This is a genomic window from Methylobacterium sp. CM6247, assembly GCF_054817925.1.
This window is the reverse complement of sequence record NZ_JBTXKX010000003.1, coordinates 4909957-4936169: the sequence shown is the minus strand read 5'-3', so window position 1 is coordinate 4936169 and position 26213 is coordinate 4909957. Positions and strand designations below refer to the sequence as shown.

Annotated in this window: 23 protein-coding genes and 4 tRNA genes; 8 read left to right on the top strand and 19 right to left on the bottom strand. The window is 65.8% G+C overall.

Annotated elements, in window-relative coordinates; genetic code table 11:
• The first annotated feature begins 322 nt into the window (after positions 1 to 322).
• The 4 genes from gor (at position 323) to ACYQOP_RS24395 (ending at position 6101) form a co-directional block, all read left to right on the top strand.
• Complete coding sequence (gene gor / locus ACYQOP_RS24410; RefSeq protein WP_461224658.1) at positions 323 to 1708, top strand: glutathione-disulfide reductase; 1386 nt, start codon at positions 323 to 325, stop codon at positions 1706 to 1708.
• A gap of 84 nt (positions 1709 to 1792) precedes the next feature.
• Positions 1793 to 4090, top strand: coding sequence for an FdhF/YdeP family oxidoreductase (locus tag ACYQOP_RS24405; RefSeq protein WP_461225460.1), 2298 nt, complete (start codon positions 1793 to 1795; stop codon positions 4088 to 4090).
• 82 nt (positions 4091 to 4172) lie between these two features.
• Complete coding sequence (locus ACYQOP_RS24400) at positions 4173 to 4472, top strand: RNA polymerase sigma factor region1.1 domain-containing protein (RefSeq protein ID WP_056430260.1); 300 nt, start codon at positions 4173 to 4175, stop codon at positions 4470 to 4472.
• Positions 4473 to 4700: 228 nt separating this feature from the next.
• Positions 4701 to 6101 carry a class II 3-deoxy-7-phosphoheptulonate synthase gene (locus tag ACYQOP_RS24395; protein WP_207410630.1) on the top strand — a complete coding sequence of 467 codons (1401 nt, stop codon included), beginning with the start codon at positions 4701 to 4703 and terminating at the stop codon, positions 6099 to 6101.
• Between the two features lie 275 nt (positions 6102 to 6376).
• Here the strand turns inward: ACYQOP_RS24395 and ACYQOP_RS24390 are convergent, their stop codons facing one another.
• The 12 genes from ACYQOP_RS24390 to rpmI form a co-directional block, all read right to left on the bottom strand.
• Positions 6377 to 7120: an NUDIX hydrolase gene (locus ACYQOP_RS24390; protein ID WP_461224655.1), complete on the bottom strand. Its 744-nt coding sequence runs from the start codon at positions 7118 to 7120 to the stop codon at positions 6377 to 6379.
• Positions 7077 to 7556, bottom strand: a complete 480-nt coding sequence (locus ACYQOP_RS24385) for a DUF983 domain-containing protein (RefSeq protein WP_056430270.1) — start codon at positions 7554 to 7556, stop codon at positions 7077 to 7079. Before ACYQOP_RS24385 ends, ACYQOP_RS24390 begins: the two co-directional genes overlap by 44 nt.
• A 103-nt stretch (positions 7557 to 7659) precedes the next feature.
• Positions 7660 to 9972 carry a ribonuclease R gene (rnr, locus tag ACYQOP_RS24380; protein ID WP_461224653.1) on the bottom strand — a complete coding sequence of 771 codons (2313 nt, stop codon included), beginning with the start codon at positions 9970 to 9972 and terminating at the stop codon, positions 7660 to 7662.
• A gap of 138 nt (positions 9973 to 10110) precedes the next feature.
• On the bottom strand, positions 10111 to 10437 hold the full coding sequence (locus ACYQOP_RS24375) for a hypothetical protein (RefSeq protein ID WP_461224651.1): 327 nt from the start codon (positions 10435 to 10437) through the stop codon (positions 10111 to 10113).
• 299 nt (positions 10438 to 10736) lie between these two features.
• Positions 10737 to 11315, bottom strand: a complete 579-nt coding sequence (locus ACYQOP_RS24370; protein WP_420604571.1) for an NADPH-dependent FMN reductase — start codon at positions 11313 to 11315, stop codon at positions 10737 to 10739.
• 121 nt (positions 11316 to 11436) lie between these two features.
• Positions 11437 to 12273, bottom strand: a complete 837-nt coding sequence (locus ACYQOP_RS24365) for a DUF1186 domain-containing protein (protein ID WP_461224649.1) — start codon at positions 12271 to 12273, stop codon at positions 11437 to 11439.
• Between the two features lie 38 nt (positions 12274 to 12311).
• Positions 12312 to 14735: a phenylalanine--tRNA ligase subunit beta gene (gene pheT / locus ACYQOP_RS24360; RefSeq protein ID WP_461224647.1), complete on the bottom strand. Its 2424-nt coding sequence runs from the start codon at positions 14733 to 14735 to the stop codon at positions 12312 to 12314.
• Positions 14736 to 14752: 17 nt separating this feature from the next.
• Positions 14753 to 15238 carry a hypothetical protein gene (locus ACYQOP_RS24355; RefSeq protein ID WP_056430285.1) on the bottom strand — a complete coding sequence of 162 codons (486 nt, stop codon included), beginning with the start codon at positions 15236 to 15238 and terminating at the stop codon, positions 14753 to 14755.
• A complete protein-coding gene (locus ACYQOP_RS24350; RefSeq protein ID WP_461224645.1) occupies positions 15238 to 15546 on the bottom strand; it encodes a hypothetical protein in 309 nt (102 codons plus the stop codon). The genes ACYQOP_RS24355 and ACYQOP_RS24350 overlap by 1 nt, the downstream gene beginning before the upstream one ends.
• Positions 15547 to 15568: 22 nt before the next feature.
• On the bottom strand, positions 15569 to 16651 hold the full coding sequence (pheS, locus tag ACYQOP_RS24345) for a phenylalanine--tRNA ligase subunit alpha (RefSeq protein WP_056430288.1): 1083 nt from the start codon (positions 16649 to 16651) through the stop codon (positions 15569 to 15571).
• A 199-nt stretch (positions 16652 to 16850) separates the two neighbouring features.
• Positions 16851 to 17225: a 50S ribosomal protein L20 gene (gene rplT / locus ACYQOP_RS24340; protein WP_018044556.1), complete on the bottom strand. Its 375-nt coding sequence runs from the start codon at positions 17223 to 17225 to the stop codon at positions 16851 to 16853.
• A gap of 46 nt (positions 17226 to 17271) precedes the next feature.
• Positions 17272 to 17475, bottom strand: a complete 204-nt coding sequence (gene rpmI / locus ACYQOP_RS24335; RefSeq protein ID WP_018044555.1) for a 50S ribosomal protein L35 — start codon at positions 17473 to 17475, stop codon at positions 17272 to 17274.
• A gap of 318 nt (positions 17476 to 17793) precedes the next feature.
• Here rpmI and ACYQOP_RS24330 point away from each other — a divergent pair.
• From ACYQOP_RS24330 to ACYQOP_RS24315, 4 genes are all read left to right on the top strand, one after another.
• Positions 17794 to 17870, top strand: a tRNA-Asp gene (locus ACYQOP_RS24330).
• 57 nt (positions 17871 to 17927) lie between these two features.
• Positions 17928 to 18004: transfer RNA gene (locus tag ACYQOP_RS24325), tRNA-Asp, on the top strand.
• Between the two features lie 127 nt (positions 18005 to 18131).
• A complete protein-coding gene (locus ACYQOP_RS24320) occupies positions 18132 to 18347 on the top strand; it encodes a hypothetical protein (protein ID WP_056430291.1) in 216 nt (71 codons plus the stop codon).
• A gap of 178 nt (positions 18348 to 18525) precedes the next feature.
• Positions 18526 to 19041: a CAP domain-containing protein gene (locus ACYQOP_RS24315; protein WP_461224641.1), complete on the top strand. Its 516-nt coding sequence runs from the start codon at positions 18526 to 18528 to the stop codon at positions 19039 to 19041.
• A 25-nt stretch (positions 19042 to 19066) separates the two neighbouring features.
• On the opposite strand, the gene ACYQOP_RS24310 is transcribed toward ACYQOP_RS24315, so the two are convergent.
• The 7 genes from ACYQOP_RS24310 to ACYQOP_RS24280 form a co-directional block, all read right to left on the bottom strand.
• Complete coding sequence (locus tag ACYQOP_RS24310; RefSeq protein ID WP_207410612.1) at positions 19067 to 19321, bottom strand: hypothetical protein; 255 nt, start codon at positions 19319 to 19321, stop codon at positions 19067 to 19069.
• A gap of 45 nt (positions 19322 to 19366) precedes the next feature.
• A tRNA-Val gene (locus ACYQOP_RS24305) sits at positions 19367 to 19442 on the bottom strand.
• A gap of 132 nt (positions 19443 to 19574) precedes the next feature.
• Complete coding sequence (lon, locus tag ACYQOP_RS24300) at positions 19575 to 22004, bottom strand: endopeptidase La (protein ID WP_461224639.1); 2430 nt, start codon at positions 22002 to 22004, stop codon at positions 19575 to 19577.
• A gap of 254 nt (positions 22005 to 22258) precedes the next feature.
• Positions 22259 to 23530, bottom strand: coding sequence for an ATP-dependent Clp protease ATP-binding subunit ClpX (gene clpX / locus ACYQOP_RS24295; protein ID WP_019904739.1), 1272 nt, complete (start codon positions 23528 to 23530; stop codon positions 22259 to 22261).
• A gap of 223 nt (positions 23531 to 23753) precedes the next feature.
• On the bottom strand, positions 23754 to 24380 hold the full coding sequence (locus ACYQOP_RS24290; protein ID WP_026176059.1) for an ATP-dependent Clp protease proteolytic subunit: 627 nt from the start codon (positions 24378 to 24380) through the stop codon (positions 23754 to 23756).
• 131 nt (positions 24381 to 24511) lie between these two features.
• Positions 24512 to 25948, bottom strand: a complete 1437-nt coding sequence (gene tig, locus ACYQOP_RS24285; RefSeq protein ID WP_056430576.1) for a trigger factor — start codon at positions 25946 to 25948, stop codon at positions 24512 to 24514.
• 175 nt (positions 25949 to 26123) lie between these two features.
• A tRNA-Leu gene (locus ACYQOP_RS24280) sits at positions 26124 to 26208 on the bottom strand.
• Positions 26209 to 26213: the final 5 nt, after the last annotated feature.

The window sequence follows — 26213 nt, the reverse complement described above, 5'->3', positions numbered from 1 at the left end:
ATCTCGAAGCGTGGCTTTATCTCGAAGGGAAATTGATTTTTCTATTCGCCCTCTCCCGCACCTGTCCATTTCGTTGGCTAGATTATTGTTCCATGAAATTACGACAGCACCTTCGCTTGCTCGGGGAGAAGCTGTCACCAGTCCCTGGATGGCCGATCTCGACCGGCCCGATCCATGCCCTCAGTGACGAACCGAAGCGGCAGCGTTGAATTTCGCCGCGCGGCGATGACGGGCATCGTGTTCCTGCGATAGAGCGGACAGAACCAGCCCCGCGTTCCGCCAGGATCGCCGAACCTGCATCCGTCGCTGTGAGGAGCCTGCCATGACCGACGAATTCGACGTCGATCTGTTCGTCATCGGTGGTGGCTCGGGGGGTGTGCGCGCAGCACGCATCGCCGCCGGCTACGGCGCCAGGGTGAGTCTTGCCGAAGAGTACCGGATCGGCGGCACCTGCGTGATCCGCGGCTGCGTCCCGAAAAAGCTGATGGTCTATGCCGGGCGCTTCGCCGACGAGTTCGAGGACGCGGCCGGTTTCGGCTGGTCGGTGGGTGAGCCGCATTTCGATTGGAGCGTGCTGAAAGCGCGCCGGGACGCCGAGGTCTCGCGCCTCGAATCTATCTACGACACCAACCTCGAACGGATGAACGTCACCATCATCCCCGAACGGGCCGTCATCGAGGACGCGCATGCGATCCGCCTCGTCGGCTCGGGTCGCCGCGTGCGGGCGAAGTACATCCTCGTGGCGGTGGGCGCGTATCCGGTGAAGGTGCCGGTCATTCCCGGCGGCGATCTCGGCATCACCTCCAACGAGGTCTTCGAACTCGAGACCCTGCCGAAGCGGATCCTGGTCATCGGGGGTGGCTATATCGCGGTGGAGTTCGCCAGCGTGTTCGCGCATCTCGGCTCGCGCACGACCCTGCTGCACCGGGGCGACCGCCTGCTGCGCGGGTTCGACGACGAGGTCCGCGACGCTCTCGGCCTCGCTTATGAGAAGCGCCTGGATCTCCGGCTCAACCAGACCGTGGAGCGCCTCGAACGGGGTGAGGGCGGCATTGCCGCGACCCTCGGAGACGGCAGCGTTCTCGAGGTCGATCAGGTCCTCGTCGCCACCGGGCGCAGGCCGGCGGTCACCGGCCTCGGCCTGGAGGCCGTGGGGATCGAGACCGACGAGAGCGGCGCGATCCCGGTGGACGCCTTCTCGCAGACATGCGTGCCCTCGATCTACGCGGTGGGCGACGTCACCAACCGCGCCGCCCTGACGCCCATCGCCATCCGCGAGGGCCATGCCTTCGCCGATACGGTGTTCGGCGGCAGGCCGTGGGAGGTGAACCACGAACTCATCGCCACCGCCGTGTTCTCGACGCCCGAGATCGGCACCGTCGGCCTCACCGAGGAGCAGGCGCGCGAGCGGTTCGAGACTATCGATGTCTACAAGTCGAGCTTCCGCCCGATGAAGGCGACGCTGTCCGGCAGCGCCGAGCGTGTTCTGATGAAGATCATCGTGGATTGCGCCAGCGACCGGGTGCTCGGCGTCCATATCGTCGGCCACGATGCCGGCGAGATCATCCAGGCCGTCGCCATCGCCGTGACGATGGGAGCGACGAAGGCCGATTTCGACAGGACCATCGCGGTTCATCCCACGGCCGGAGAAGAACTCGTCACCATGCGGGTGCCCGCCGTGACCAAGCGGCCGGAAGGAGTGGGTTAGAGCCGCACCCCGGAACAGGCACTCGGCGCTGCCGTTGGGCTCTGAACCGATTCATCGGCAAAGGCCCAGCGAATGACCGACAAGATGGCGGAGCCGAAGATCGAGGCCTATGACGGGCCGGCCGGCGGCTGGGGCTCGGCGCAATCCCTCACCGAAATTCTTCTGCGGGAAGAGATTCCCGTCTCCGGCGCGGCGCTGCTGATGAAGCAGAACAAGCCGGACGGCTTCATGTGCGTGTCCTGCGCCTGGGCCAAGCCCGCCAAGCCGCTGACGTTCGAATATTGCGAGAACGGCGCGAAGGCGACGGCCTGGGAGCAGACCGCCAAGCGCTGCGGACCCGACTTCTTCGCCAAGCACACGGTGACGGAACTCCGCGGCTGGACGGATTACGCCCTGGAGGAGCAGGGCCGGCTCACGCATCCGATGCGCTACGACGCGACGAGCGATCGTTACGTACCGGTCTCCTGGGACGAGGCGACGGCGGCGATCGGCCGGGAATTGCGCGCCCTCGATCCGAAATCGGTGGTGTTCTACACGTCGGGCCGCGCCTCGCTGGAGACGTCCTACATCTACGGGCTCTTCGCCCGGATGTACGGCAACAACAACCTGCCCGACTCGTCCAACATGTGCCACGAGCCGACCTCCGTCGGGCTGAAGGCATCGATCGGCGTCCCCGTGGGGACGGTGGTGCTGGATGATTTCGAGACGACCGACCTGATCCTGTTCTTCGGCCAGAATGTCGGCTCGAACGCGCCCCGTATGCTGCACCAGTTGCAGGAGGCGCGGAAACGCCGGGTTCCGATCATCACCTTCAACCCGCTGCGCGAGCGCGGATTGGAGCGGTTCACCAACCCGCAATCGGTGGTCGAGATGGCGACGGGCCATGCCACCGAAATCTCGACCCAGTACCATCAGGTCAAGGCCGGCGGCGATCTCGCGGCGATCACCGGGATGTGCAAGGCGCTCATCGCAGCCGACCGAGAGGCGCTGAGCGTCGGGCGCCCCGGCATCCTCGACCGGAGCTTCATCGACGAACACACCCATGGGTTCGACGCCTTCGCGGCCTATTGCGAGTCACAGGATTGGGCAACCCTCGAAGGCCGGTCGGGTCTGACCCGCGCCGCCATCGAGGCGGCGGCCACCGTCTATGCCCGCGCGCGTGCCGTCATCGCCGTCTACGGCATGGGATTGACCCAGCATCGCAAGGGCACGGAATCCGTGCAGATGCTCGTGAATCTCCTCCTCCTGCGCGGGAATATCGGGCGGAAGGGCGCCGGGCCCTCTCCGGTTCGGGGCCATTCCAACGTTCAGGGCCAACGCACGGTGGGGATCACCGAGAAGCCGGAACTCGCCCCGTTGGACATGCTGAAGGAGCAATACGGTTTCGAGCCGCCGCGCGAGAAGGGCCTCAACACGGTGGAGGCCTGCGAGGGCATCGTCTCCGGGGAGGTGAAGGCCTTCGTCAGCCTCGGCGGCAACTTCGTTCGCGCGGTGCCCGAGACGGTGCGGATGGAAGAGGCATGGCCGGGCATGCGCCTCACCGTGCAGATCTCGACCAAGCTCAACCGCTCGCACCTCATCAACGGCGAGGTCGCCTATATCCTGCCCTGTCTCGGCCGGATCGAGATCGACACCCAGGCGAGCGGTCCGCAGGCGGTCTCGATGGAGAGCTCGACCTCGTGCTTCCACGGTTCGCGGGGCAAGACCAATCCGGTGAGCGATCAGGTCCGCTCCGAGCCGTGGATCGTCGCCGAGATCGCCAAGGCGACCCTGGAGCCGAATCCAAACGTTCCCTGGGACGCATGGGTCGGTGACTATTCCCGCATTCGCGGGGCCATGGAGACGACTTACCCCTCGGTGTTCCACAATCTCGAAGGCCGGATGTTCGAGCCGGGCGGCATCCACAAGCCCCTGGCCGCCCGCGAACGCCGATGGGAGACGGAGACGGGCAAGGCCAATTTCACGGTTCCCGAGGGGATCGAGGCCGATCCCGACATGCCGCTGCGAAGTGCCGAGGCCCTCGACCTCATCACGTTGCGCTCGAACGACCAGTTCAACACCACCGTCTACGGCTACGACGACCGGTTCCGCGGCGTGAAGGGCACCCGGATGGTGTTGTTCATGAATGCCGCCGATATCGCCCGGCTCGGCTTCGCCGATGCCGAGATCGTCGATGTGACGACGGTCGCCGACGATAGGGTCCGTTCGGTGAAGGGGCTTCGCATCGTCGCCTACAACATCCCACCTGGGAATTGCGCGGGCTACTACCCGGAGCTCAATCCGCTCATCCCGCTCTGGCACCATGACGAGCAATCGAAGACGCCGGCCGCCAAGGCGATCCCGGTGACCATTGCCCGCTCGGCCTCGACCCTCCAGGGTTGAGGTCGTCGCGTCCTCCGGCGCCCGGAGGTCGGTGATATAACGCTCACTTGTTTCGAGCGGCTTCCGCGCTCCATAACGGGACATGGCACAGAACGACGACGCGCATGACCGGCGCCAGGCGATCATCGACCGAATGCTGGAACAGGCGCTGTTTCCGGACGTCGAGCGTCGCCTGCCGAGCCACGATGCCCTGCCGGAGGATATGCGCGAGACGGTGGACCGTCTTCTCGCCAAGGCCGAAGCGCAGCGTGCGCGCCGCCTGACCTACGAGGATCTGGAGGAGGCCCTGCCTCCGCGCGACGTGACGGCCGAGGATCTCGAAGCGATCTTCTGGATCCTGTCGGAGCATGGCATCGCCGTAGAGGACGGGGAGGGCGAGTAGCAACTCCCTCTCCGGGCATCCCGCCGAGCGCGCGGCGTCTTGAGTCGACGACGGCCAATCTCCATCTCCTGGGTCGACCTTGGCCTTATCGGGCGGGACACTCTCGCGACCGGCGGAACCGGCCGGTGCGTATCCCTCGCTTCTCTACGAGAACCGCTCTATAAGCCCCGCTCTTCGCGAGGGATTCCCCTTTCGTGAAGCCGGCCGAGAGGTGGACGGGAGATCATCATGGGCGAGCGTTGGACATCGAAGAGCGGTTGGACGCCGACATCTTGGCGCAACCTGCCGATCCAGCAGGTACCGGCCTATCCGGATGCCGCTGCGCTCCAGACGGTCGAGACCCAGCTCGCCAGCTTTCCGCCCCTCGTTTTTGCAGGTGAGGCGCGCAAGCTGAAATCCGCGCTGGCCCGCGTCTCCACCGGGGAAGCCTTCCTGCTGCAGGGCGGCGATTGCGCAGAGAGCTTCGACGAGCATTCGGCCGACAACATCCGCGATTTCTTCCGCGTCTTCCTACAGATGGCGCTGGTGCTCACCTTCGCGGGCGGATCGCCGGTCGTGAAGGTCGGGCGCATCGCCGGACAGTTCGCCAAGCCGCGCTCCTCGCCCACCGAGACGATGGATGGCGTGAGCCTGCCGAGCTACCGGGGCGACATCGTCAACGGCATCACCTTCACGGAGGAGGCGCGAATCCCCGATCCGCGCCGGCAGTTGGAGGCGTACCGCCAGTCGGCGGCGACGCTCAACCTGCTGCGCGCCTTCGCCACCGGCGGCTACGCCAATCTCGAGAACGCGCATCGCTGGATGCTCGGCTTCGTCAAGGACAGCCCGCAATCCTCACGCTACCAGGATGTGGCGGAGCGGATGAGCGACGCCCTCGACTTCATGCGCGCCATCGGCATCAACCCCGAGACGCATCAGGAGGTCCGCACCACGGATTTCTTCACGAGCCACGAAGCGCTGCTCCTCGGCTATGAAGAGGCGCTGACCCGCGTCGATTCCACGAGCGGCGACTGGTACGCCACGTCGGGCCACATGCTCTGGGTCGGCGACCGTACCCGCCAGGCCGACCATGCGCATATCGAGTATGCGCGCGGGATCAAGAACCCGATCGGGCTGAAATGCGGGCCATCGATGACCTCGGAAGGGCTGATCAAGCTGATCGACCAGCTCAACCCGGAGAACGAAGCCGGCCGTCTGACCCTGATCTGCCGCTTCGGCGCGGACAAGGTCGGCGAGCATCTGCCTGGGCTGATCCGCACGGTGGAGCGTGAGGGCCGCAAAGTCGTGTGGGTCTGCGATCCGATGCACGGCAACACCATCGCGGCCGGCCGTTACAAGACGCGTCCGTTCGAGCGGGTGATGACGGAGATCGAAGGCTTCTTCGGCGTCCACCGGGCGGAGCAGACCATCGCCGGCGGCATCCATCTCGAGATGACCGGCAAGAACGTGACGGAATGCACCGGCGGCGCCCGCGCGCTGACGGCCGACGACCTGCAGGATCGCTACCACACCTATTGCGATCCCCGCCTCAATGCGGAGCAGGCGTTGGAAGTCGCGTTCCTCACGGCCGAACTGGTGAAGCGCGAGCGCGCCGAGATTGTCCGCCCGCGCCTCGACGCCGCCGAGTAGCTGCTGCTCGTATCGGGCAACGAAAAAGCCCTCTCCCCGTCCGGGGAAGAGGGCTTTTTCATTTCATGCCCGCCGATGAGCCGGCTCTTTGGCCTCGGCGGCACGTCCCGTTTCAGTTCCGCTCAGTGCAGCCAGGACGTGAAGAAGTAGATCAGCAAAATGATCGGCAATGGGATACCGATCAACCACAACAATCCGCCTTTCAGCATCGTCATACTCCAGCTACATCATCGTTCGATCAACGGAATGTGAGCGGATACGGTTCCTGCGGCCGTCTACAGAACCTCCCTGACATGCTTGCCGCTCCGCTCGTAGAAGAACGGGATCGGCAGGTAAGGCGCGAACCCACCGGCGATCTGCAGCTCCAATTCGTCGAGGACGACGCGGGTGATCCGCGGCAGGTCGAGGTTGCGCGCCTCGGCGAAGCTGACCCATGCGAGCTCCACTAGTTCGGATGTCGGCGTGACGATCCCCGGCTGCTCGGCCGCCACGGCTTTCCGGTCGATGGTGAAGAAGCGGGTGTCGAACCGGCGCGGTCGGCCGGGGGGCGTAATCGCGCGCGCCACCAGGTGGAGCGATTCGAGGTCCGGCAGGATTCCGAACTCCTTGAAGGCCGACCAGCTTCCCTCCGGCGCGGTGTCGGGCGGTCCGTATTCCTTGGTGCCCAGGAAAAGTCCGGTCTCCTCGGAGGTCTCGCGGATCGCCGCCAGTGCGAGCGCCCGCCCGAGGGAATGCGAGGCGCGCGGCACGCGCTTGGCCAGGGCATCTTCCGCGCGCGTCGAGAGGGCACCGGCCACGCTCATGCGGCGATCTCCGGGCTCGATCCTCCCGCCGGGGAAGACGAACTTGCCGGGCATGAAGGCCAGGCCGTCATGGCGCTTACCCATCAGGAATTTGGACTGGCGCGCCGTGCGGTCGATGATGATGAGGGTGGCCGCGTTGCGCGGCCGTAGGGTGGCCGGGCGCCGTCGAGGCTCAGAGGCGGCCGAGGCCGGGGGTAGGATTGTCGCTTGGTCCAAGCTGAACCTCCTCGGATCGCGCAATTGCCACGCTTGTCCCCGTCGGTAGCGTGGCAAAGCCCCCCATGCCAAGGGCGTACTGCAATCCGACCACCGCGCCCTTCACCGGCTGCAGCAGGGCAAGCGCCGATCCGAGGGTCACGATCGGCCAGAACGAGAGCTGAAACCACAACGGTACGTCGTAATTCGTCTCGAGTTCGAGAATGAAATAACCGACGATATGGCCGATGATGAAGATCACCACGTAGGGCGGAAGGTCGTCGGCGCGGTGGTGGTGGAATTCGAGCCCGCACGCGTCGCAGGAAGGACGGACCTTCAGGAACTTGCCGAAGAGCTTGCCCTCGCCGCAATGCGGGCAGCGGCACAGGAAGCCGCGCGCCATCGACTTGACGAGGCCGACACGCTCTCCGGGCAGGGTCTCGACGCTCTCGGTCATGGCGATCTACCTTCCGCTTCGGATGTCCAACGCCGCAACCTCATCGCCGAGGTTGGGGCTGGGAAGACCAGTTCCGACGAGGCCCGATCCTACACCAGCCGCCCTAGCGGCGCGACCCGCGGTGGCGCGACCCGGTGTTGCGGATGCCGGCGGGCCTGCCGGGCGGGCCGGCCTTGTGGAAGCTCGGCGAGCGCGGAGTTCTCGTCCCCCCGGCTCCCGGCCTCGTCTGGCCTTCGGAGAGCAATTCGAAGCGCAGCGCTCCGGCCACGGCCGCCGCCTCCACCAGCCTCACCTCCACCCGGTCGCCGAGGCGATGAGTCTCGCCGCTGCGCGAGCCGACCAGGGCATGGCGCGCCTCGTCGTGGTGGTAGAAATCGTCGCCGATGGTGGAGATCGGTACGAAGCCGTCGGCACCGGTCTCGTCGAGCTTGATGAACAGCCCGGCGCGGGTGACGCCCGAGATCTGGCCGGTGAAGGTGGCACCGACCCTGTCGGCGAGATGATGCGCGATGAGCCGATCGATAGTCTCGCGCTCGGCCGCCATGGCGCGACGCTCGGCGGCCGAGATCTGCTCGCCGATCTGGTCGAGAGCGCCCACCGTCACGTCGGAGGACAAGCCGTCCGACCCCAGCCGGCATGCGGCGATCAGCGCCCGGTGGACGATGAGATCGGCATAGCGCCGGATCGGCGAGGTGAAATGGGCGTAGCGCCTGAGATTCAGGCCGAAATGCCCGAGATTCTGCGCGGCATAGACGGCTTGCGCCTGCGAGCGCAGCACGACCTCGTTGATGAAGATCGCGTGCTCGGTCTCGGCCACGGAGCCGAGGATCCGGTTGAACAGGGCGGGGCGCAGGGCACCCTCCTTGGGGATCTTGATGCCGATGGAGGCGAGAACCTCGCCGAGCGCGCGCATCTTCTCCAGGGCCGGCTCGTCATGGACGCGGTAGATCAGCGGCTGCTTGGCCTGTTCCAGGGTCTCGGCGGCGGCCACGTTGGCCTGGATCATGAACTCCTCGATGAGCCGGTGTGCGTCGAGGCGGGCCGGCACCACGACCCGGTCCACGGCCCCGTCCGGCGTCAGCAGCACCTTCCGCTCGGGCAGGTCGAGGGCGAGGGGGCCGCGTGCCTCGCGCGCCGCCGTCAGGGCCGCGTAGGCGGCCCAGAGCGGGCGCAGGATCGGCTCCAGCAGCGGCGCGGTCGTCTCGTCGGTGAATCCGTCGATGGCCGCCTGCCCCTGGGCGTAGGACAGTTTGGCGCGCGAGCGCATCATGACCCGGTGGAAGCTGTGGCGCTTCTTCACGCCGTCGGGGCCGATCACCATGCGCACCGCGATGGCCGGCCGATCCTCCTTCTCCCTCAGCGAGCAAAGGTCGTTGGAGATGCGCTCCGGCAGCATCGGCACGACGCGGTCCGGGAAATAGACCGAGTTGCCGCGCAACAGCGCCTCGCGGTCGAGGGCCGAGCCTGGGCGGACATAGGCGGCCACATCGGCGATGGCGACGGTGACGACGAAGCCGCCCTGATTGGCCTCGTCCGGGTCCGGCACCGCCATCACGGCGTCGTCATGGTCCTTGGCGTCGGGGGGGTCGATGGTCAGGAGAGGCTCGGCGCGCCAATCCTCACGGCCCTTCATCCCCACCGGCTCCACCGCGTCGGCCTCGGCCAGAGTGTCGGCGGCGAAGACGTGGGGGATGTGGTGGAGATGCAGCGCGATCAGGCTCACGGCACGCTCCGAGCCGAGCGACCCGAGGCGTTCGGTCACGCGCCCACGCGGCAGTCCGAACCGGCTCTCGCTGACGAGGCTGACGCTGACGAGGTCGCCGTCCCGCGCCTCGCCTTCCTCACCGGCCGGGATCGCGATCTCGCGTCCCTGCGCCCGCTTCTCAACGGGCACGATGCGACCGCCATCGGGGCCGGAGCGGTAGACGCCGATCACCTCCGCCTTGTTCTTGCCGATCACCTTGATGACACGGCCGGAATAGCGCCCGCTCTCGCCGGGAATGAGTTCGACGCGCAGAAGGGCGCGGTCCCCGATACCGGGGGCTGCGCGGCCCGGCTTCTTGCCGCTGCGCGGTGAGGAGACCAGGATCTTCGGAGGCGGGCCCTTCGCATGGTCCCATTCCACGGGAACGGCAAAGAAATCGCCGTCGCGATCCCGCGACTTGATATCGGCCAGCGTCACCGGCGGCAGCCGGCCGGGCGGCACCAGCCCGGCGCGCCCGCGCTCGATCTCCCCTTCCTCCTCGATCTCCTTGAGGATGCGCTTCAAGCCGATGCGATCGGCACCCTTGATGTTGAACGCCGCGGCGATCTCGCGCTTGCCGACCTTCTCGGTCGCCTGCGCGATGAAGGCGAGAATCTGCTCGCGGGAGGGAAGGGCGCTCTGCCCGGGGTTGGGATTGATGCGTCTGGCCAAATGTCTCTGGGCTCGAACTCGTATAACGCGCCGCTCATGTCTTGGCGGCGAGAGGTCGAAAGGCCTCAGGCTCGGGCCTTTCCACATCCGTTAACATGGGACCGCGCGACGCCGGGGGCAATGTTCTTCCGATGTTCATCAACCGGTGGACGCGGAACCGACGATCCGCTCCACCCCGGCATCGATGTCGAAACCCGGATCGGTGATGTCGGCGAGGCTGAACGGGCAGGCGACCGGCAGCGTGAACGAGACCCGGGTCTCCGAGGCGCGAAAATCGGGGGCCTCCGCCTCGCGGACGGCCAAGGTCCAGATCCCGTCGATCTTCAACCCCGCCACTGCCGATGGGTCCGAGGCGATCACGGCATGGGCGCGCCTCGCCTCGTCACGCCAGCGAAGGCTCGCCGCGTCGTCGGAGATCAGCGCCGCCTTCACGAGGTCGGCGAGAAGGGTCTGAAGAATCGTCATCTTTGCTGCGGCCTCCGGCATCATGGAGGGTCAACGCGCAAGACCCGCGCCGGGCCTCGCATCGGCGGGTTCCCGGCACGGAGCACCACCCTCAGAGCCTGTTTGAGTCGCTTTTCCAACGCTCTACCTCATCCTGAGGTGCCGCGTAGCGGCCTCGAAGGAGGCTTCCAGACATCGCGCGCCGACTGGTGGGCTCCCTCAAAGCCCGCTGACGCGGGCAGCTCAGGATGAGGCGATCTGCTGGGATGATCGACCCTGGCATCAGCATCCACCGAGACATGCGATCAAACAGACCTCAGTCAGTAGGGCGTGCCCTTGGCGCGCTGCGCCTTCAGGGCTTCGGCGTGCCAGACGAGTTCGTCGAGGAACCGCTTGGCGGCCTTGCCCAGCCATTCCTCCTGCGGCACGCCCTCTTCGTCGAGTGCCTTGTGGATGCGGGGGATCGGCAGCAGCGACGCGATGCTCGGTGCGCCGAGCTCGGCCATCATCGCCCGGAGCTGCATCGCCGCCCGTACGCCGCCATATTGGCCGGCCGAGTAACAGACGATGGCGGAGGGCCGCCAGAAATACTCTTCGAGGAAGTGATCCAGCGTGTTCGAGAGGGCCGGCGGGATCGAGTGATTGTACTCGGCCGAGACGACCACGAACGCATCCGACCGGCGGTAGAGCGTGGCGAGGTCCTCGAGCACCGGAGGCGCCTCGCCCTTGGGATATTCCTTGTACATCTTGTCGAGGAGCGGCAGCTTCAACTCGGCCGGGTCCACCAGTGGAGCCTCGATGCCGCGTTCCCGCAGGCGCGCCACGAGGAAGCGCGCCGCGCGCAAGCCCTGGCGTTCGCTGCGGACGGAACCGAGGATGACGGGGATCACGAGGGACATGGCGCTGCTCCGGCAAAGATGAACGCGGGTTCGCTCATCGTACCGCCGTTGGCGAATGCTGTCGCGTCCGTGCGTCTGGAAGCGCCGGATCTTTACGGTCCGGGCCGATCCTGGCTCTTCGTCAGGCGGCGTTGAGGCAGCACTTCTTGTACTTCTTCCCACTTCCGCACGGGCAGGGATCGTTGCGGCCGATCTTCACCGGATTGCGGATTGGAAGGCCCGCCCCCTCGGCGGTCCAGGCCAAGGCCCCGATGGGATCGTCGAACGTGCCGTAGTTCTGTCCGTCGAACCGCTGCATGTCGTTCGGCTTCGCGGTCGCCCGGCGAAGGGTGGTGTGAAACCACCCCGCATCGCTGAACTCGTCACTCAGGCGGCCGTCGGCCCTGGCGGCCGTGCTCCGCAGGGCCAGGTCGGCGTAGCCGAGGAGCGCGATGGTCTCCTCCCAGCCGACCCAGGCCACGTCGCCCTCGACGGCGGCGCGCTTGTCGTCGAAGCGGACGAGGAGATCGTGGGTCTGGGTCCGGTCGATCCGTCCGGTCTGGGTCAGGTAGGCGAGGGCGGCGAAGACCTCGTTGCGGGCAAAGCCATCCACCGTCGAATCGAGCAGCAGCGCATGCATCGGCGCGACATCGCCGTCGAACAGGCTGGTGAGCACCTTCGCCATGGTGGTGGTCAGCGCATCGCCGAGGAGGGCGTCGAGCCCGTCGGAATCCTCGCGCCGCAGGATGGTGAGAAGCGGGGCGAAGGCCCGCGTCTCGCCGACCGCCGCCAGGATGTGTACTCCCCAGAACAGCAGGTTGCCCTGCGCCTCGTCGAGCTCCTTGCCGTCTGCCGCCAAAGCGAGAACGGCGAGGACCGGTTCGGCGATGTCGGCCGGGCTCGCCAGGGCCTGAAGCATCGCCTCCTTCGGCATATGCTTGGCGGCCGACAAGACGTCGATCAGTTCCTGGTTCGCCATGTGATCGGCTTCCTTGTCTGAGGTTCCAAGAGCCGGCCTCAGCCTCTCAAAGTCGCGCCGGTCTTGCGGGCGACCTCGGCGACGATCTTGGCCGTCACGGCCTCGATCTCCGCATCGGTGAGGGTCCGCTCCACCGGTTGGAGCCGCACCGCGATGGCGACGGATTTCGAGCCGTCGGGAATGCCCGTCCCCTCGTAGATGTCGAAGACGTCGATCCCGGCGATGAGCTTGCGCTCGGCAGCTTGCGCCGCCTTCACAACGTCGCCCGCCGCAACGTCGCGCCCGACGACGAAGGCGAAGTCGCGCGAGATCGCCTGGAAGTCGGAGAGGGCAAGGGCGGGCTTCACCTTGGTGGGGCGGTATTTCGGCAGGGGGATCGTATCCAGCGTGATTTCGAAGGCCACGAGCGTGCCCTTCAGGTCCAGAGCCTTCATCACACGGGGATGGATCTCGCCGAAATAGCCGATTGGGTTCTTCGGCCCGAACTGCATCGTGCCGGAGCGTCCGGGATGAAGCCAGGCGGGGCCACCCGCCACGATCTGGAGACCGCCGGTCGGCACGCCGAGGGCGGTGAGGAGGGCCAAGGCGTCGGCCTTGGCCTCGAATGCATCGACGGTGGCGGCGGCCCCCGCCCAATGGCGGCCGGCGCCGTCGTGGCGTGCCGTTCCCCGGCGAATGGCCGTGGCGCGGATCGACTGGCCTTCGGGCTGGTCGGTCTCGAAGCACTGCCCGACCTCGAACAGGGCGACGTCGCCATAGCCGCGGTCGGCGTTGCGCTGGGCCGCCCGGAGCAGGCCCGGAACGAGGCTCGGGCGCATGTCCGAGAGATCGGCGGCGATGGGGTTGGCCAGCGCCAGATCCGCCTTGCCGCCGCCGAACAGGACGGCGTCGTCATGCGGGATGAACGACCACGTCACCGCCTCCACGAGGCCGCGCGTGGCCAGTGCCCGCTTGGCAAGACGCGTGCGCTTCTGCAGGGGCGTCAGCGTCGCCTTGGCGATGGCGGCATCGCCACGGGTCAGCGGCTTCGGCTCGATCCGGTCGAGGCCGGCGATGCGAATGATCTCCTCCACGAGATCGGCCTTGCCTTCCACATCCGGGCGCCAGGACGGGGTGAGAACCTTCACCCGGTCGCCCGAGCCGGCCACGTGGAACCCGAGGGTCTCCAACGTCACCTTCATCTCGGCGCGGGACAGTTCGATCCCGGCGAGCCGGCGCGTCTCGGTCCAGGGGAAATCGATGACACGTTCCATCTCGGGCAAGTCACCGGCGATCACCGCCTCGCTCGCCGTGCCGCCGCAGACCTCGACGACCATGCCGGTGGCGAGGTCGAGCCCCGGCAGGGCGAAAACGGGGTCGACGCCACGCTCGAAGCGGTAGCGGGCATCGGTGATGATGCCGAGGCGCCGGCCGCTCTGAGCGATGTTCACCGGGTCCCACAGGGCGGATTCGATGATGACGTCCACGGTGGCGTCGTCGCAGCCAGAGGCCTCGCCACCGATGATGCCGCCGATGGATTCGGGGCCGTTCTCGTCGGCGATGACGACGATGCCGTCATCGAGCGCATAGGTCTTGTCGTCGAGCGCCTTCAGGCTCTCGCCGTCGCGGGCGCGACGGACCGTGAGAGCGCCCTTCACCTTGGCCGCGTCGAAGACGTGGAGCGGGCGTCCACGATCGAAGGTCAGGTAATTGGTGATGTCGACAAGCGCATTGATCGGGCGAAGGCCGATGGCGCGCAGGCGGGCCTGCATCCAGTCGGGGGAGGGTCCGTTCTTCACGCCGCGCACGAGGCGCAGGGCGAAATACGGGCACAATCCCTTGTCCGCGGGCTCGAAATCGAGGGCGACCGGCACGGGGCACTCGCCCTCGCCACGCACAGGCGGCATCGGCTCGCGCTTCAACACGCCGATGCCGGCAGCCGAAAGATCGCGGGCGATGCCGTGGATGGAGGTACAATCCGGGCGGTTCGGGGTGAGGTTGATCTCGATGACCGGATCGTCGAGCCCGGCATAGAGCGCGTAGGCCTGGCCGGTCGGGGCGTCCGCCGGCAGATCGAGGATGCCGCTGGATTCCTCGCCGAGGCCGAGTTCGGCGCCCGAGCACAGCATGCCGAGGCTCTCGACGCCCCGGATGTTGCCAACCGCCAAGGTCTTGTCGAGACCGGGCACGTAGGTGCCGGGGGGCGCGAACACCGTCTTCATCCCGGCGCGCGCATTCGGCGCTCCGCAGACGACCTGCACGGGCTGCCCGTCGCAGGCATCCACGGTGCAGACACGCAAACGGTCGGCATTGGGGTGCTGTTCGGCCGTGAGCACATGGGCGACGACAAAAGGCGCGAGCGCCGCCGCCTTGTCCTCGATGCCTTCGACTTCGAGACCGATCCGCGTCAACGTCTCGGAGATGTTCTCCAGAGACGAGTCGGTGTCGAGGTGCTCCTTGAGCCAGGAGAGGGTGAATTTCATGAGTTCGTCTCTTCGGCTCAGAGGGGCCGGGTTCTGGCGATCAGGAGAACCGCAAGCTTCTTGCGGTCGAGCGTCGTAAGAGATTCGATCAACGTCACGGTCTGTTCCGCAAGCTCGATGTAGCGCAACGTCTCGTCATGACGAACCTTCAGAGTAGGCGGCGAATAGTCGGCGGCGTTTCGAGCTTCCTGCAAACTCAAGAAGTTATTGCCGATATCGGTAACGGTCGGTCCGATCAGGTTCGCATCCCGGCTGTTGAGACGCTTCTTTGCCGTTCCATGATCGAGCAGGCGGTAGATCGGTTCGACGATGTCGTTCTCCTGGGTCCACCCGATCAATTCACTCGCGCAAATGAAGCAGAGAGCGTGAAAGACAGAATAGTAGGCCCCGCTGACCGCCCGGCGCATCGCCGCTTTGCGCAGGTTCACCCGGCCGCGCGTGTCCGCGAGCGTGCGGGATGTTTCCAGGAGATCGTAGACGAGTGGATTTCCGAGCCTCGGCATCAATGCCGGTCCGGCAGTGGTTCCGATGGGTCGTCGCCGAGCACTTCGTCATCCGGATAATCGTAGCGGATGTACGGAAATCGCTCCTCCCCCTTGTCGAGCAGCCGTTTCCGTAGAGCCGACAGAGCCCTGGTCGAAGCGTCTCCGCTGGTCACCCCTGCCTTCGGCCTGAAATGCGCCGTCACATGAAGCGAGGGCTCACCGTCGAAGTCGGGAGCCGGACGAACATCGGCGCTCTCGAACCCGTGCGGTCCGAGCGTTTCCCGCAGCACCTCGTTGGCGACCTGTCGGATCTCCTGCTCGGTCATGCGCGATCCCTCCCTCGGCATCCTAACTCGTCAGCCCGGCCACCAGGCTCGGGATGTCCAGCGGGCGGAAGCCGTAATGCTCCAGCCAGCGCACATCCGCCTCGAAGAACGGGCGCAGATCGGGCGTGCCGTATTTGAGCATGGCGATCCGGTCGATGCCCATGCCGAAGGCGAAGCCCTGGACGAAGTCCGGGTCGTAGCCGCAATTCCGGAGCACGTTCGGATGGACCATGCCGCAGCCGAGGATTTCGAGCCAGTCGGTGCCCTCGCCGAAGCGGATCTCGCCGCCTTTGCGCGAACACTGGATATCGACCTCGGCCGACGGCTCGGTGAAGGGGAAGAAGGACGGCCGGAAGCGCATCTTCACCGCATCGACCTCGAAGAAGGTGCGGCAGAACTCCTCCAGCACCCATTTCAGGTTGGCGATGGTGGCGCTCTTGTCGATCACCAGCCCCTCCACCTGATGGAACATCGGCGTATGGGTCTGGTCGGAATCGTGCCGGTAGGTACGGCCGGGGCAGATCACGCGGATCGGCGGCTCCTGGGACCGCATGGTGCGGATCTGGACCGGCGACGTATGGGTGCGCAGCACCTTGCGCTGGCCGTTGCGGTCGGGCGCCAGAAAGAACGTGTCGTGCATTTCGCGCGCCGGATGGCCGGGCGGGAAGTTGAGAGCGGTGAAGTTGTAGTCGTCGGTCTCGATGTCCGGGCCTTCGGCCACCGAGAAGCCCATATCGGCGAAGATCGCGGTGATCTCGTCCATGACCTGGCTGATCGGATGGATGCGCCCACGCGCTTCCGGCGCCTCACGCACCGGCAGGGTGACGTCGATCCGCTCCGCCGCGAGGCGGGCTTCGAGGGCGGCCTCTGTGAGCGCCTCGCGCCGCGTGGCGATGGCGCCCTGCACCCTGTCACGCAGGCCGTTGATGAGCGGACCGCGCTCCTTGCGCTCCTCCGGCGTCATGCTGCCGAGGGTCTTCAGCAGGTCGGAGATCGAGCCCTTCTTGCCGAGCGCAGCGACGCGCACGGCATCGAGGGAGGCCTCGTCGGATGCGCTCCCGACCTGTCCGAGCAGATCGCCTTCGAGGGTTTCGAGATCGGTCATCGGTTCAAACCACCGGTTGGCATCTGGCCTTCGGATCGTGTGCGGCCCCCGCGAGCGGTTTTGCGGGTAAGCGCCGCCAATGCAAGCGCGCCTGCCGACGATCCTTTGCAAAAGACGAAGGCGCGGCACCTCTCGGCCCGCGCCTTTCGCATCGACGAATGAGAGGGCGTGTGAACGCGCCTCAGGCAGCCTTCACGAATCAGGCAGCCTTGGCGAGGTCCGGAAGAGCGGCCTTGGCCTTCTCCACAACGACCGCGAAGCTGGCCGGCTCGTGAATGGCGAGCTCGGACAGAGCCTTGCGGTCCACCTCGATGCCGGACTTCGCGAGACCGTTGATGAAGCGCGAATAGGTCAGGCCGTGCTCGCGGACAGCGGCGTTGAGGCGCTGGATCCAGAGAGCGCGGAACGTGCGCTTCTTGTTCTTACGATCGCGGTAGGCATACTGCATGCCCTTCTCGACCGCCTGCTTGGCGATCCGGATCGTATTCTTGCGCCGGCCGTAATAGCCACGGGCGGCCTTGAGGACTTTCTTGTGCTTTGCGTGACTGGTCACGCCGCGCTTGACGCGGGCCATGGGTTCTCTCCTGGATTACGAAAACAGTATCGGCTGCGGCGAAGGATTACCGGCTGTTGGGCAGGAAATACTTCTTCACGTTGGCAGCATCGCCCTCGAACAGGGTGGTGGTGCCGCGCAGGTTGCGGATCTGCTTCGTCGTCCGCTTGATCATTCCGTGGCGCTTGCCGGCCTGGGCATACATGACCTTGCCGGTGCCGGTGATCTTGAAGCGCTTCTTCGCGCCCGACTTGGTTTTCAGCTTGGGCATTTGGCTCTCCTGAACGCGCATGCCCTCCGACCCTGGGACAGGGCGAAGGCGTGCGCTCGGTTGATGCTTCTGATGGAGCAGCACGAACCGCCACGGCAGCCCTATCGGCCGGGCGGTTCAACGCGAGGGGGCGTATGACAGAAAAGAGACGTGGTTTCAATGGCACCGCCACTCGTCGGGCCGTCGCCTTTCGCCCCCGAGCGCTCGGCAAAGCGACCGCCGTCGGATTTTCCATGGAAATGCTGCGTCCGGTTGCTTGACAGGCCGGGGTGCGGAAACTAGACCCCCGACACCGCCGGAAACGGGGCGGGACGCCGTGCGGGCGTAGCTCAGTTGGTTAGAGTGCCGGCCTGTCACGCCGGAGGTCGCGGGTTCGAGTCCCGTCGCCCGCGCCACGTCCATCATCGGCCTGCATCATGCGGGACGATCCGAATGCCCGGCTACCCAGATACGCGGGCGTAGCTTAGTTGGTTAGAGTGCCGGCCTGTCACGCCGGAGGTCGCGGGTTCGAGTCCCGTCGCCCGCGCCATTCTCAAGAATTCACGCAGCCGATGATGCAGCCTTCAAACGGGTTGCTTTGCGTGATGCCCTCGACATGGGGCATTCGTGCACTAGCCTTTGCCCGAGCGCGACTCGCGAAACGGGCTGTCCGAACCATGGCGGGCTTCTTCTTCCTGTACTTCACCGCCTGCATGGCGAATGCACCGGATACCTGCGAATCGAAGCGTCTTCCGCTCGACGTCGTCGATGCGCGAGGATGCATCCGCGTAGCACAGCCGCAGCTGGCGCGATGGGTCGACACCCATCCCGATTACCGCATCACCGCGTGGCGCTGCGGTTCGCCGCCCCGCGATCTCGGTACGCGGATCTGACGCGAATCGGCACCGCATCACGTTACCATTAAGCTCACCCGCAAGAGCACGATGGCGTGGCGGATCGGACACACCGGCCCGTGCCGCGATCCCGTTCGCGCCGCCGCCGCGATTTCGCCCCATCGCACCGGGATGGCGAAGCCGACGACATGGCAGCGCAGCGAACCGGCACCGAGCGATGATGGCTTTCCCCCTTTCACCCATTCTGTCGCGGCTGGGCGGCATCGTCCTCTTGGGGAGCCTGTTGGCGGTGGGCGGCTGCGGCGGGCCGACGATCCTGCCCGAGGCCGACAACCTCACGAGCCCGGTGATTCTCGACGAGGGTGCCGCCGCCGCCGCGATCTCCCGCTACAGGGCGTCGCACGGGCTCGGCCCGGTGGTGCTGGATTCGAGCCTGATCCGGGCTGCGTCCTACCAGGCGGAATCCAATGCCCGGGCCGGCAAGCTCAGCCACGAGATCGGCGGTACCTTCGATTCGCGCATGGCGCGGGCGGGGTTCGGCCGCTCCTTCGCCGCCGAGAACCTCAGCGCCGGTTCGAATACGTTCGACGAGGTGCTGGCACGCTGGAAAGCCTCATCCGAGCACAACAAGAACATGCTGATGCCTCAGCTGAAGCGAATCGGCATCGCCCGCGTCGATGCGCCGGGTACGCGCTACAAGCGCTTCTGGGCCTTGGTCCTCGCCGGAAACTGAGGCGCATACGTCCTCGCCGCGCGGCTCAATCCGTAAGTTGATCCGACTCGGTCAACCCGTCCTGGATGCTGCGAATGATCGTGCGCATCTCGGGGATCATCGCGATGGCCCTGGCGATCCGCAACGCCTCCTCGCGGGTCATGAGGCCGGTTGCCTCTCGCTTCTCGGGCTCGTCGGAGAAGTAGGTCCAGGCGACGGCCGCTCCGTCCGCATCCTCGACGCAGAAACTCTCGACTTTCTCGACGACGAGCCAGGGGGTGGGGAAGCCGCGCGCGGTCATCGCTCGTCTCTGTTGCCGGGAAGGATAGGGGGAGGGGCAGCGGGATGGTGGGCGGTGACGGGCTCGAACCGCCGACCCTCTCCGTGTAAAGGAGACGCTCTACCAACTGAGCTAACCGCCCGGTGCGCGCCGCATCGTTAATCCAAGCATCGTCGGGATGGCAACCCTCCTCGGCACGAGGCCGGTGGAGGACCATACGAAAAGGCCCCGGGGAAACCCCGGGGCCTTTCCATTTTTCACCCGCGGATGACGCTCAGTGAGCGATCACCGTGGTCGGCTCGTCCTCGCCGACCACCGGGCGGCGGGCGACAGGGAGCGGCTCTTCCCACTCGATGCGCTCCGGCACCCTCACGAGGGCGTGCTGAAGCACCTGGTCCATCCGGGAGACCGGGATGATCTCCATCCCGTTCTTCACGCTGTCGGGCACCTCGGCGATGTCCTTGGCGTTCTCCTCGGGGATGAGGACCGTCTTGATGCCGCCGCGCAAGGCAGCGAGCAGCTTCTCCTTCAGACCGCCGATGGGCAGGATGCGGCCACGCAGGGTGACCTCTCCGGTCATCGCCACATCCTTCCTCACCGGGATGCCGGTGAGGGTCGAGATGATGGCGGTGGCCATGCCGATACCGGCCGACGGACCGTCCTTCGGGGTCGCCCCTTCCGGAACGTGAACGTGGATGTCGCGACGCTCGAACAGCGGCGGCTCGATGCCGAAGTCGAGGGCCCGGGAGCGGACATAGCTCGCCGCCGCCGAGATCGACTCCTTCATCACGTCACGCAGGTTGCCGGTGACCGTCATCTTGCCCTTGCCGGGCATCATGACGCCTTCGATCGTCAGCAACTCGCCGCCGACCTCGGTCCAGGCGAGACCCGTCACCACGCCGACCTGATCCTCCTCGTCGATCTCGCCGTAGCGGAACTTCGGCGCGCCGAGGAAGACCGGCAAGTTCTTCTCGGTGACAGCAACGGCCTTCACCTTGGTGATGAGGATCTCCTTCACCGCCTTGCGGATCAGGTTCGAGATCTCGCGCTCCAGGTTACGCACGCCCGCTTCCCGCGTGTAACGGCGGATGAGCATGAGGACGCCGGAATCGTCGATCTCCCATTCCTTGGCCGTGAGGCCGTGCTTCTTCACGGCACCCGGGATCAGGTGCTTGCGGGCGATCTGAAGCTTCTCTTCCTCGGTGTAGCCGGCGATGCGGATCACCTCCATGCGGTCCATCAGGGGCGCAGGGATGTTGAGCGTATTCGCCGTCGTCACGAACATCACGTCCGAGAGATCGTAATCGACCTCCAGGTAGTGATCGTTGAACGTGCCGTTCTGCTCCGGGTCGAGCACCTCGAGGAGAGCCGCGGACGGATCGCCGCGGAAATCCTGGCCCATCTTGTCGATCTCATCGAGCAGGATGAGCGGGTTCGAGGTCTTGGCCTTGCGCATCGACTGCACGATCTTGCCGGGCATCGAACCGATATAGGTCCGGCGGTGACCGCGGATCTCGGCCTCGTCACGCACACCACCCAGCGACATCCGGACGAATTCGCGACCGGTCGCCTTGGCGATGGACTTGCCGAGCGAGGTCTTGCCGACGCCGGGAGGACCGACGAGGCACAGGATCGGACCGGTGAGCTTGTTCGCGCGCTGCTGCACGGCGAGATACTCGACGATGCGCTCCTTGACCTTTTCCAGACCGAAATGGTCCTGGTCGAGCATGACCTGGGCGCCCAGCAGATCCTTCTTGATCCGCGACCGCTTCGACCACGGGATGCCGAGCATCCAATCGAGGTAGTTGCGCACGACCGTGGCCTCGGCCGACATCGGCGACATCTGGCGAAGCTTCTTCAGCTCGGCCATCGCCTTCTCACGGGCTTCCTTCGAGAACTTGGTCTTCTCGATCTTCTCTTCGATTTCGGCGAGCTCGTCCTTGCCGTCCTCGGAATCGCCCAGTTCCTTCTGGATCGCCTTCATCTGCTCATTGAGGTAGTACTCGCGCTGGGTCTTCTCCATCTGCCGCTTCACGCGGGTCCGGATGCGCTTTTCCACCTGCAGCACGGAGATCTCGCTCTCCATCAGCGACAGGACGCGCTCGAGGCGCTCCGCCACCGTGGGGATTTCGAGGATCGCCTGCTTGTCGGCGATCTTGACGGCGAGATGCGAGCCGACGGTATCGGCGAGCTTCGACGGCTCGTCGATCTGAGTGACCGCGGAGACGACCTCGGGCGAGATCTTCTTGTTGAGCTTCACGTAGTTCTCGAACTCGGAGATGACCGAGCGGGCGAGAGCCTCTGCCTCGACGGGATCGCCGAGCTCATCCGTCAGCGTCTCGACATCGGCCTCGTAGAAGGAATCCGACTTGTTGAAGTTCGTGATCTTGGCGCGGCCCGCGCCTTCGACGAGCACCTTCACGGTACCGTCGGGCAGCTTCAGGAGCTGAAGGACGCTGGCGAGCGTGCCGATCTTGTAGATCGCATCGGTCGACGGATCGTCGTCGCTGGCATTGATCTGGGTGGCCAGCAGGATGTGGCGGTCGGTGCGGACGGCCTCTTCGAGGGCGCGGATCGACTTCTCGCGGCCGACGAAGAGCGGCACGATCATGTGCGGGAAGACGACGATGTCACGCAGGGGCAGAACGGCGTAGGAGCCCGTCGAACCCGGGACGACCGGCTGGCGAGATTTCGATTGGGTCATGTCGGACTTCCTCTTGATGGATTCCGGGCTCTAGCTCCTCGAAATGAGCAAGGATCCTGCCACGGACCGACCAGTCCGCATCGCGGGGTCGGAAGCATCGCTGAACTGTGAGGCTGGAGGCGGGACACCGCACCTCAGAAGGTGAGCGTGCGGCCATCGCCGTCTGACACTTCAGATGGAAGCCGGGGAGAGCTTTTTCAAGAATTCTCCCCGGACCGTTTCGGCGGCTAAGTCTCTGCCGCCGCTTTACGCCCTCAGGCGCTGACGCTCGCGGGAACGTCCTTGTTGCGGTCGCCATGGATGTAGAGCGGGCGCGACTTGCCCTCGACCACCTCGGGACCGATCACCACCTGCTCCACCGAATCGAGGCCGGGCAGGTCGTACATCGTCTCGAGCAGGATCGTCTCCAGGATCGAGCGCAGGCCGCGGGCGCCGGTCTTCCGCTCGATGGCCTTGCGGGCCACCATGGAGAGCGCCTCTTCCTGGAAGGTCAGGTCGACATTCTCCATCTCGAACAGGCGCTGGTACTGCTTCACCAGGGCGTTCTTCGGCTCCTGCAGGATGCGCTTGAGGGCGACCTCATCGAGGTCCTCCAGCGTCGCAAGCACGGGCAGACGGCCGACGAACTCGGGGATCAGGCCGAACTTCAGCAGATCCTCGGGCTCGACATTGCGGAAGATTTCGCCGGTGCGGCGGTCGTCCGGGGCCTGCACGGTCGCGCCGAAGCCGATCGAGGTGCCCTTGCCGCGCGCCGAGATGATCCGCTCCAGCCCGGCGAACGCGCCGCCGCAGATGAAGAGGATGTTAGTGGTGTCGACCTGCAGGAATTCCTGCTGCGGGTGCTTGCGACCGCCCTGCGGGGGCACGGAGGCGACGGTGCCTTCCATGATCTTCAGGAGGGCCTGCTGCACGCCTTCACCCGACACGTCGCGGGTGATCGACGGGTTGTCGGACTTCCGCGAGATCTTGTCGATCTCGTCGATGTAGACGATGCCGCGCTGCGCCCGCTCGACGTTGTAATCCGACGCCTGGAGCAGCTTCAGGATGATGTTCTCGACATCCTCGCCGACATAGCCGGCTTCGGTCAGCGTCGTCGCGTCGGCCATGGTGAAGGGCACGTCGAGGATGCGGGCGAGGGTCTGCGCGAGCAGAGTCTTGCCCGAACCGGTCGGCCCGATCAGCATGATGTTGGACTTCGCCAGCTCGACGTCGTTGTGCTTCGAGGCGTGGGCGAGGCGCTTGTAATGGTTGTGGACCGCGACGGAGAGAACCTTCTTCGCGAAATCCTGGCCGATGACGTAATCGTCCAGGACGCGGCGGATCTCCTTCGGCGTGGGCACGCCGTCGCGCGATTTCACCAGCGAGGACTTCGATTCCTCACGGATGATGTCCATGCACAGTTCGACACACTCGTCGCAGATGAACACCGTCGGGCCCGCGATCAGCTTGCGGACCTCGTGCTGGCTCTTGCCGCAAAACGAGCAGTACAGCGTGCTCTTCGAGTCGTTGCCGCCAGTCTTGCTCATATCGGTCTCCGTTCGCGGGTGCGACGCCAGCCCCGGGGCGCACGCGCATCTTCTAAGATCTAAGGGCGCCCGCCTAAAGAAACAGTCACCTGCGCGCTTTCTGCCGGTAGGTCAGACTCGCGATGCAAGCATGCTGCCGCGACGGGATCAAGGCAAAGCCGCATTGGCGGCCCGCCTCTAAAGGACGCGCCGGGGCCGCCATGCGGCCACGGCGCGGTCGAGATCAGGCTGCGGCCGGCTCGGGACGCTTCTGGATCACTTCGTCGATCAGGCCGAATTCCTTGGCCGCGTCGGCGGTCATGAAATTGTCGCGCTCGAGCGCCTGGACGATGGTGTCGTAGTCGCGACCGGTATGCTTCACGTAGATCTCGTTGAGGCGCTTCTTCAGCGCTTCGATCTCGCGGGCATGGATCAGGATGTCCGTGGCCTGGCCCTGGAACCCGCCGGACGGCTGGTGGACCATGATTCGGGCGTTCGGCAGGGCGAAGCGGTGGCCGGGCTCACCGGCGGTGAGCAGCAGCGATCCCATCGAGGCGGCCTGGCCGACGCAGAGGGTCGTCACCGGGCAGCGGATGAACTGCATCGTGTCGTAGATCGACAGGCCCGACGTCACCACGCCACCGGGCGAATTGATGTAGAAGGAAATTTCCTTCTTCGGGTTTTCGGCTTCGAGGAACAGCAGCTGCGCGACGATCAGCGAAGCGCCGTAATCTTCGACCGGGCCGGTGAGGAAGATGATCCGCTCACGCAGCAGGCGGGAATAGATGTCGAACGCACGCTCGCCGCGGCTCGACTGCTCGACCACCATGGGAACGAGTGCGCTGTTATAATAGTCGACCGGATCTCTCATCATTCTCGTGCCCCAGGCTTCAAGGGGTCCGGCCGCGCGAATGGCGCGCGAGCCGGACGTGTCAGCGAACTACGGCGGCGGTGAACGCCGCCTTTACATCCAAGCCCGCCGCCCTTTTCGGAGCCTCGAGCTCAATCGGCCTTTGCGACGGCCGGGAGATCGTCGCCCGAAGGAGCCTGGGATTTGTCCGTCTCCGACTCCGTCGATCCGGCGCTGGCCGCATCGGCGTCCTCATCTGCGAACAAAGCATCCTTCGAAACAGGCTCTTCGACCAGCTTCACCTGGGCGAGGACATGGTCGACGACCTTCTCCTCGAACAGGGGTGCGCGAAGCTCGGCCAGGGCCTGTGCGTTCTTCCGGTAGAAGTCCCAGACCTGCTGCTCCTGCCCGGGATACTGCCGGACACGGGCGATCAGGGCCTGGTTCACCTCGTCGTCACTGACCTTGATATCGGCGGTCTCGCCCACCTGCGCAAGCACCAAGCCGAGACGGACGCGCCGCTCGGCGATCTTGCGGTACTCGGCCGTGGCCTTTTCCTCGGTGGTTCCCTCGTCCTCGAAGGTCTTGCCGCGGGTCTTCAGGTCCTGCTCGACCTGGGCCCACACGGCAGCGAATTCCTGGTGGACGAGGCTCGGGGGCAGGTCGAAAGCGTACTTGCCGTCGAGGGCGTCGAGGAGCTCCTTCTTGAGCTTGCGGCGCGACTGGGCCTCGAAATCACCACCGAGGGCGCCGGCGACGGCTTCCTTCAGCTTCTCCAGCGATTCCATGCCGAAGCCCTTGGCGAGCTCGTCGTCGATCTTGGTCTCGCCCGGAGCCTGGATCGCCGTGACGGTCACGTCGAACTCGGCATCCTTGCCGGCGAGGTGCTCGGCACCGTAGGCCTCGGGGAAGGTCGACTTCACCACCAGCGACTGGCCGACCTTGGCGCCGACCAGCTGGTCTTCGAAGCCGGGGATGAACGAGCCCGAGCCGAGCTCCAGATCCACGCCTTCGCCCTTGCCGCCGTCGAACTCGACGCCGTCGATCTTGCCGACGAAATCGATGGTGACGCGGTCGCCCGTGGCGGCCTCGGCACCCTCGTCCTTCGGGGTGAAGGCGCGGTTCGAGGAGGCCATGCGGTTGATTGCCTCGTCCACCTCTTCGTCGCTCGGCTTGGCGACCTGCTTCGTCAGGGTGACGTCGGACAGGTCGACGAGCTCGAAGCTCGGCAGGACTTCGAGGGCGACGTTGAAGGACAGGTCGTCCTTGGCCTCGAGCGCCCGGTCGACGATGGAAGCCTCGCCGGGGAATTCGATCTTCGGCTCGAGGGCGAGCTTGAGGTTGTTGTCGGTGACGATCTTCTGGTTGGCCTCGTTGACCGCGTTCTGCAGCACGTCGGCCATCACCGAGCGGCCGTAGAGCTTGCGCAGATGGGCCACCGGCACCTTGCCGGGGCGGAAGCCCTTGATCTGGGCCTTGTCCTTGAGGGTGGACAGCTCGGTCGTCAGGCGCTCTTCGAGCTCCTTGGCGGCCAGAAGCACCTGGAACTCGCGCTTCAGACCCTGGGAGAGTGTCTCGGTCACCTGCATCGTCGTCTTCCCGCTGTCGTCCGTGTGATCGGTCAAAAAATCTCGAATGGCGCCGCCGTCGAGGGCGGGACACCACAGGCGGCGTTTGACGAAGCGCGCCCGACCGGAGGCCGACTCCGAGAGGCAGAGCGGGCCGGCCATCGCTGTGAGCCAATCCGTTCCCGACGGCGGAGGCTGGTGCGGGCGGAGGGGCTCGAACCCCCACGTCTTGCGACACTGGAACCTAAATCCAGCGCGTCTACCAGTTCCGCCACGCCCGCAAGCG

Excerpts from the sequence above, each read along its gene's own strand:
- ACYQOP_RS24350 (WP_461224645.1), bottom strand. The coding sequence starts at position 15,546 with ATGACCGAGCAGGAGATCCGACAGGTCGCCAACGAGGTGCTGCGGGAA.
- ACYQOP_RS24375 (WP_461224651.1), bottom strand. The coding sequence starts at position 10,437 with ATGACGATTCTTCAGACCCTTCTCGCCGACCTCGTGAAGGCGGCGCTG.
- ACYQOP_RS24315 (WP_461224641.1), top strand. The coding sequence starts at position 18,526 with ATGATGGCTTTCCCCCTTTCACCCATTCTGTCGCGGCTGGGCGGCATC.
- ACYQOP_RS24310 (WP_207410612.1), bottom strand. The coding sequence starts at position 19,321 with ATGACCGCGCGCGGCTTCCCCACCCCCTGGCTCGTCGTCGAGAAAGTC.
- ACYQOP_RS24370 (WP_420604571.1), bottom strand. The coding sequence starts at position 11,315 with ATGTCCCTCGTGATCCCCGTCATCCTCGGTTCCGTCCGCAGCGAACGC.
- ACYQOP_RS24395 (WP_207410630.1), top strand. The coding sequence starts at position 4,701 with ATGGGCGAGCGTTGGACATCGAAGAGCGGTTGGACGCCGACATCTTGG.
- lon (WP_461224639.1), bottom strand. The coding sequence starts at position 22,004 with ATGACCCAATCGAAATCTCGCCAGCCGGTCGTCCCGGGTTCGACGGGC.
- ACYQOP_RS24365 (WP_461224649.1), bottom strand. The coding sequence starts at position 12,273 with ATGGCGAACCAGGAACTGATCGACGTCTTGTCGGCCGCCAAGCATATG.
- pheT (WP_461224647.1), bottom strand. The coding sequence starts at position 14,735 with ATGAAATTCACCCTCTCCTGGCTCAAGGAGCACCTCGACACCGACTCG.
- ACYQOP_RS24405 (WP_461225460.1), top strand. The coding sequence starts at position 1,793 with ATGGCGGAGCCGAAGATCGAGGCCTATGACGGGCCGGCCGGCGGCTGG.
- ACYQOP_RS24290 (WP_026176059.1), bottom strand. The coding sequence starts at position 24,380 with ATGAGAGATCCGGTCGACTATTATAACAGCGCACTCGTTCCCATGGTG.
- clpX (WP_019904739.1), bottom strand. The coding sequence starts at position 23,530 with ATGAGCAAGACTGGCGGCAACGACTCGAAGAGCACGCTGTACTGCTCG.
- ACYQOP_RS24385 (WP_056430270.1), bottom strand. The coding sequence starts at position 7,556 with ATGACCGAGAGCGTCGAGACCCTGCCCGGAGAGCGTGTCGGCCTCGTC.
- rplT (WP_018044556.1), bottom strand. The coding sequence starts at position 17,225 with ATGGCCCGCGTCAAGCGCGGCGTGACCAGTCACGCAAAGCACAAGAAA.
- tig (WP_056430576.1), bottom strand. The coding sequence starts at position 25,948 with ATGCAGGTGACCGAGACACTCTCCCAGGGTCTGAAGCGCGAGTTCCAG.
- ACYQOP_RS24400 (WP_056430260.1), top strand. The coding sequence starts at position 4,173 with ATGGCACAGAACGACGACGCGCATGACCGGCGCCAGGCGATCATCGAC.
- gor (WP_461224658.1), top strand. The coding sequence starts at position 323 with ATGACCGACGAATTCGACGTCGATCTGTTCGTCATCGGTGGTGGCTCG.
- pheS (WP_056430288.1), bottom strand. The coding sequence starts at position 16,651 with ATGACCGATCTCGAAACCCTCGAAGGCGATCTGCTCGGACAGGTCGGG.
- ACYQOP_RS24355 (WP_056430285.1), bottom strand. The coding sequence starts at position 15,238 with ATGCCGAGGCTCGGAAATCCACTCGTCTACGATCTCCTGGAAACATCC.
- rpmI (WP_018044555.1), bottom strand. The coding sequence starts at position 17,475 with ATGCCCAAGCTGAAAACCAAGTCGGGCGCGAAGAAGCGCTTCAAGATC.
- ACYQOP_RS24320 (WP_056430291.1), top strand. The coding sequence starts at position 18,132 with ATGGCGGGCTTCTTCTTCCTGTACTTCACCGCCTGCATGGCGAATGCA.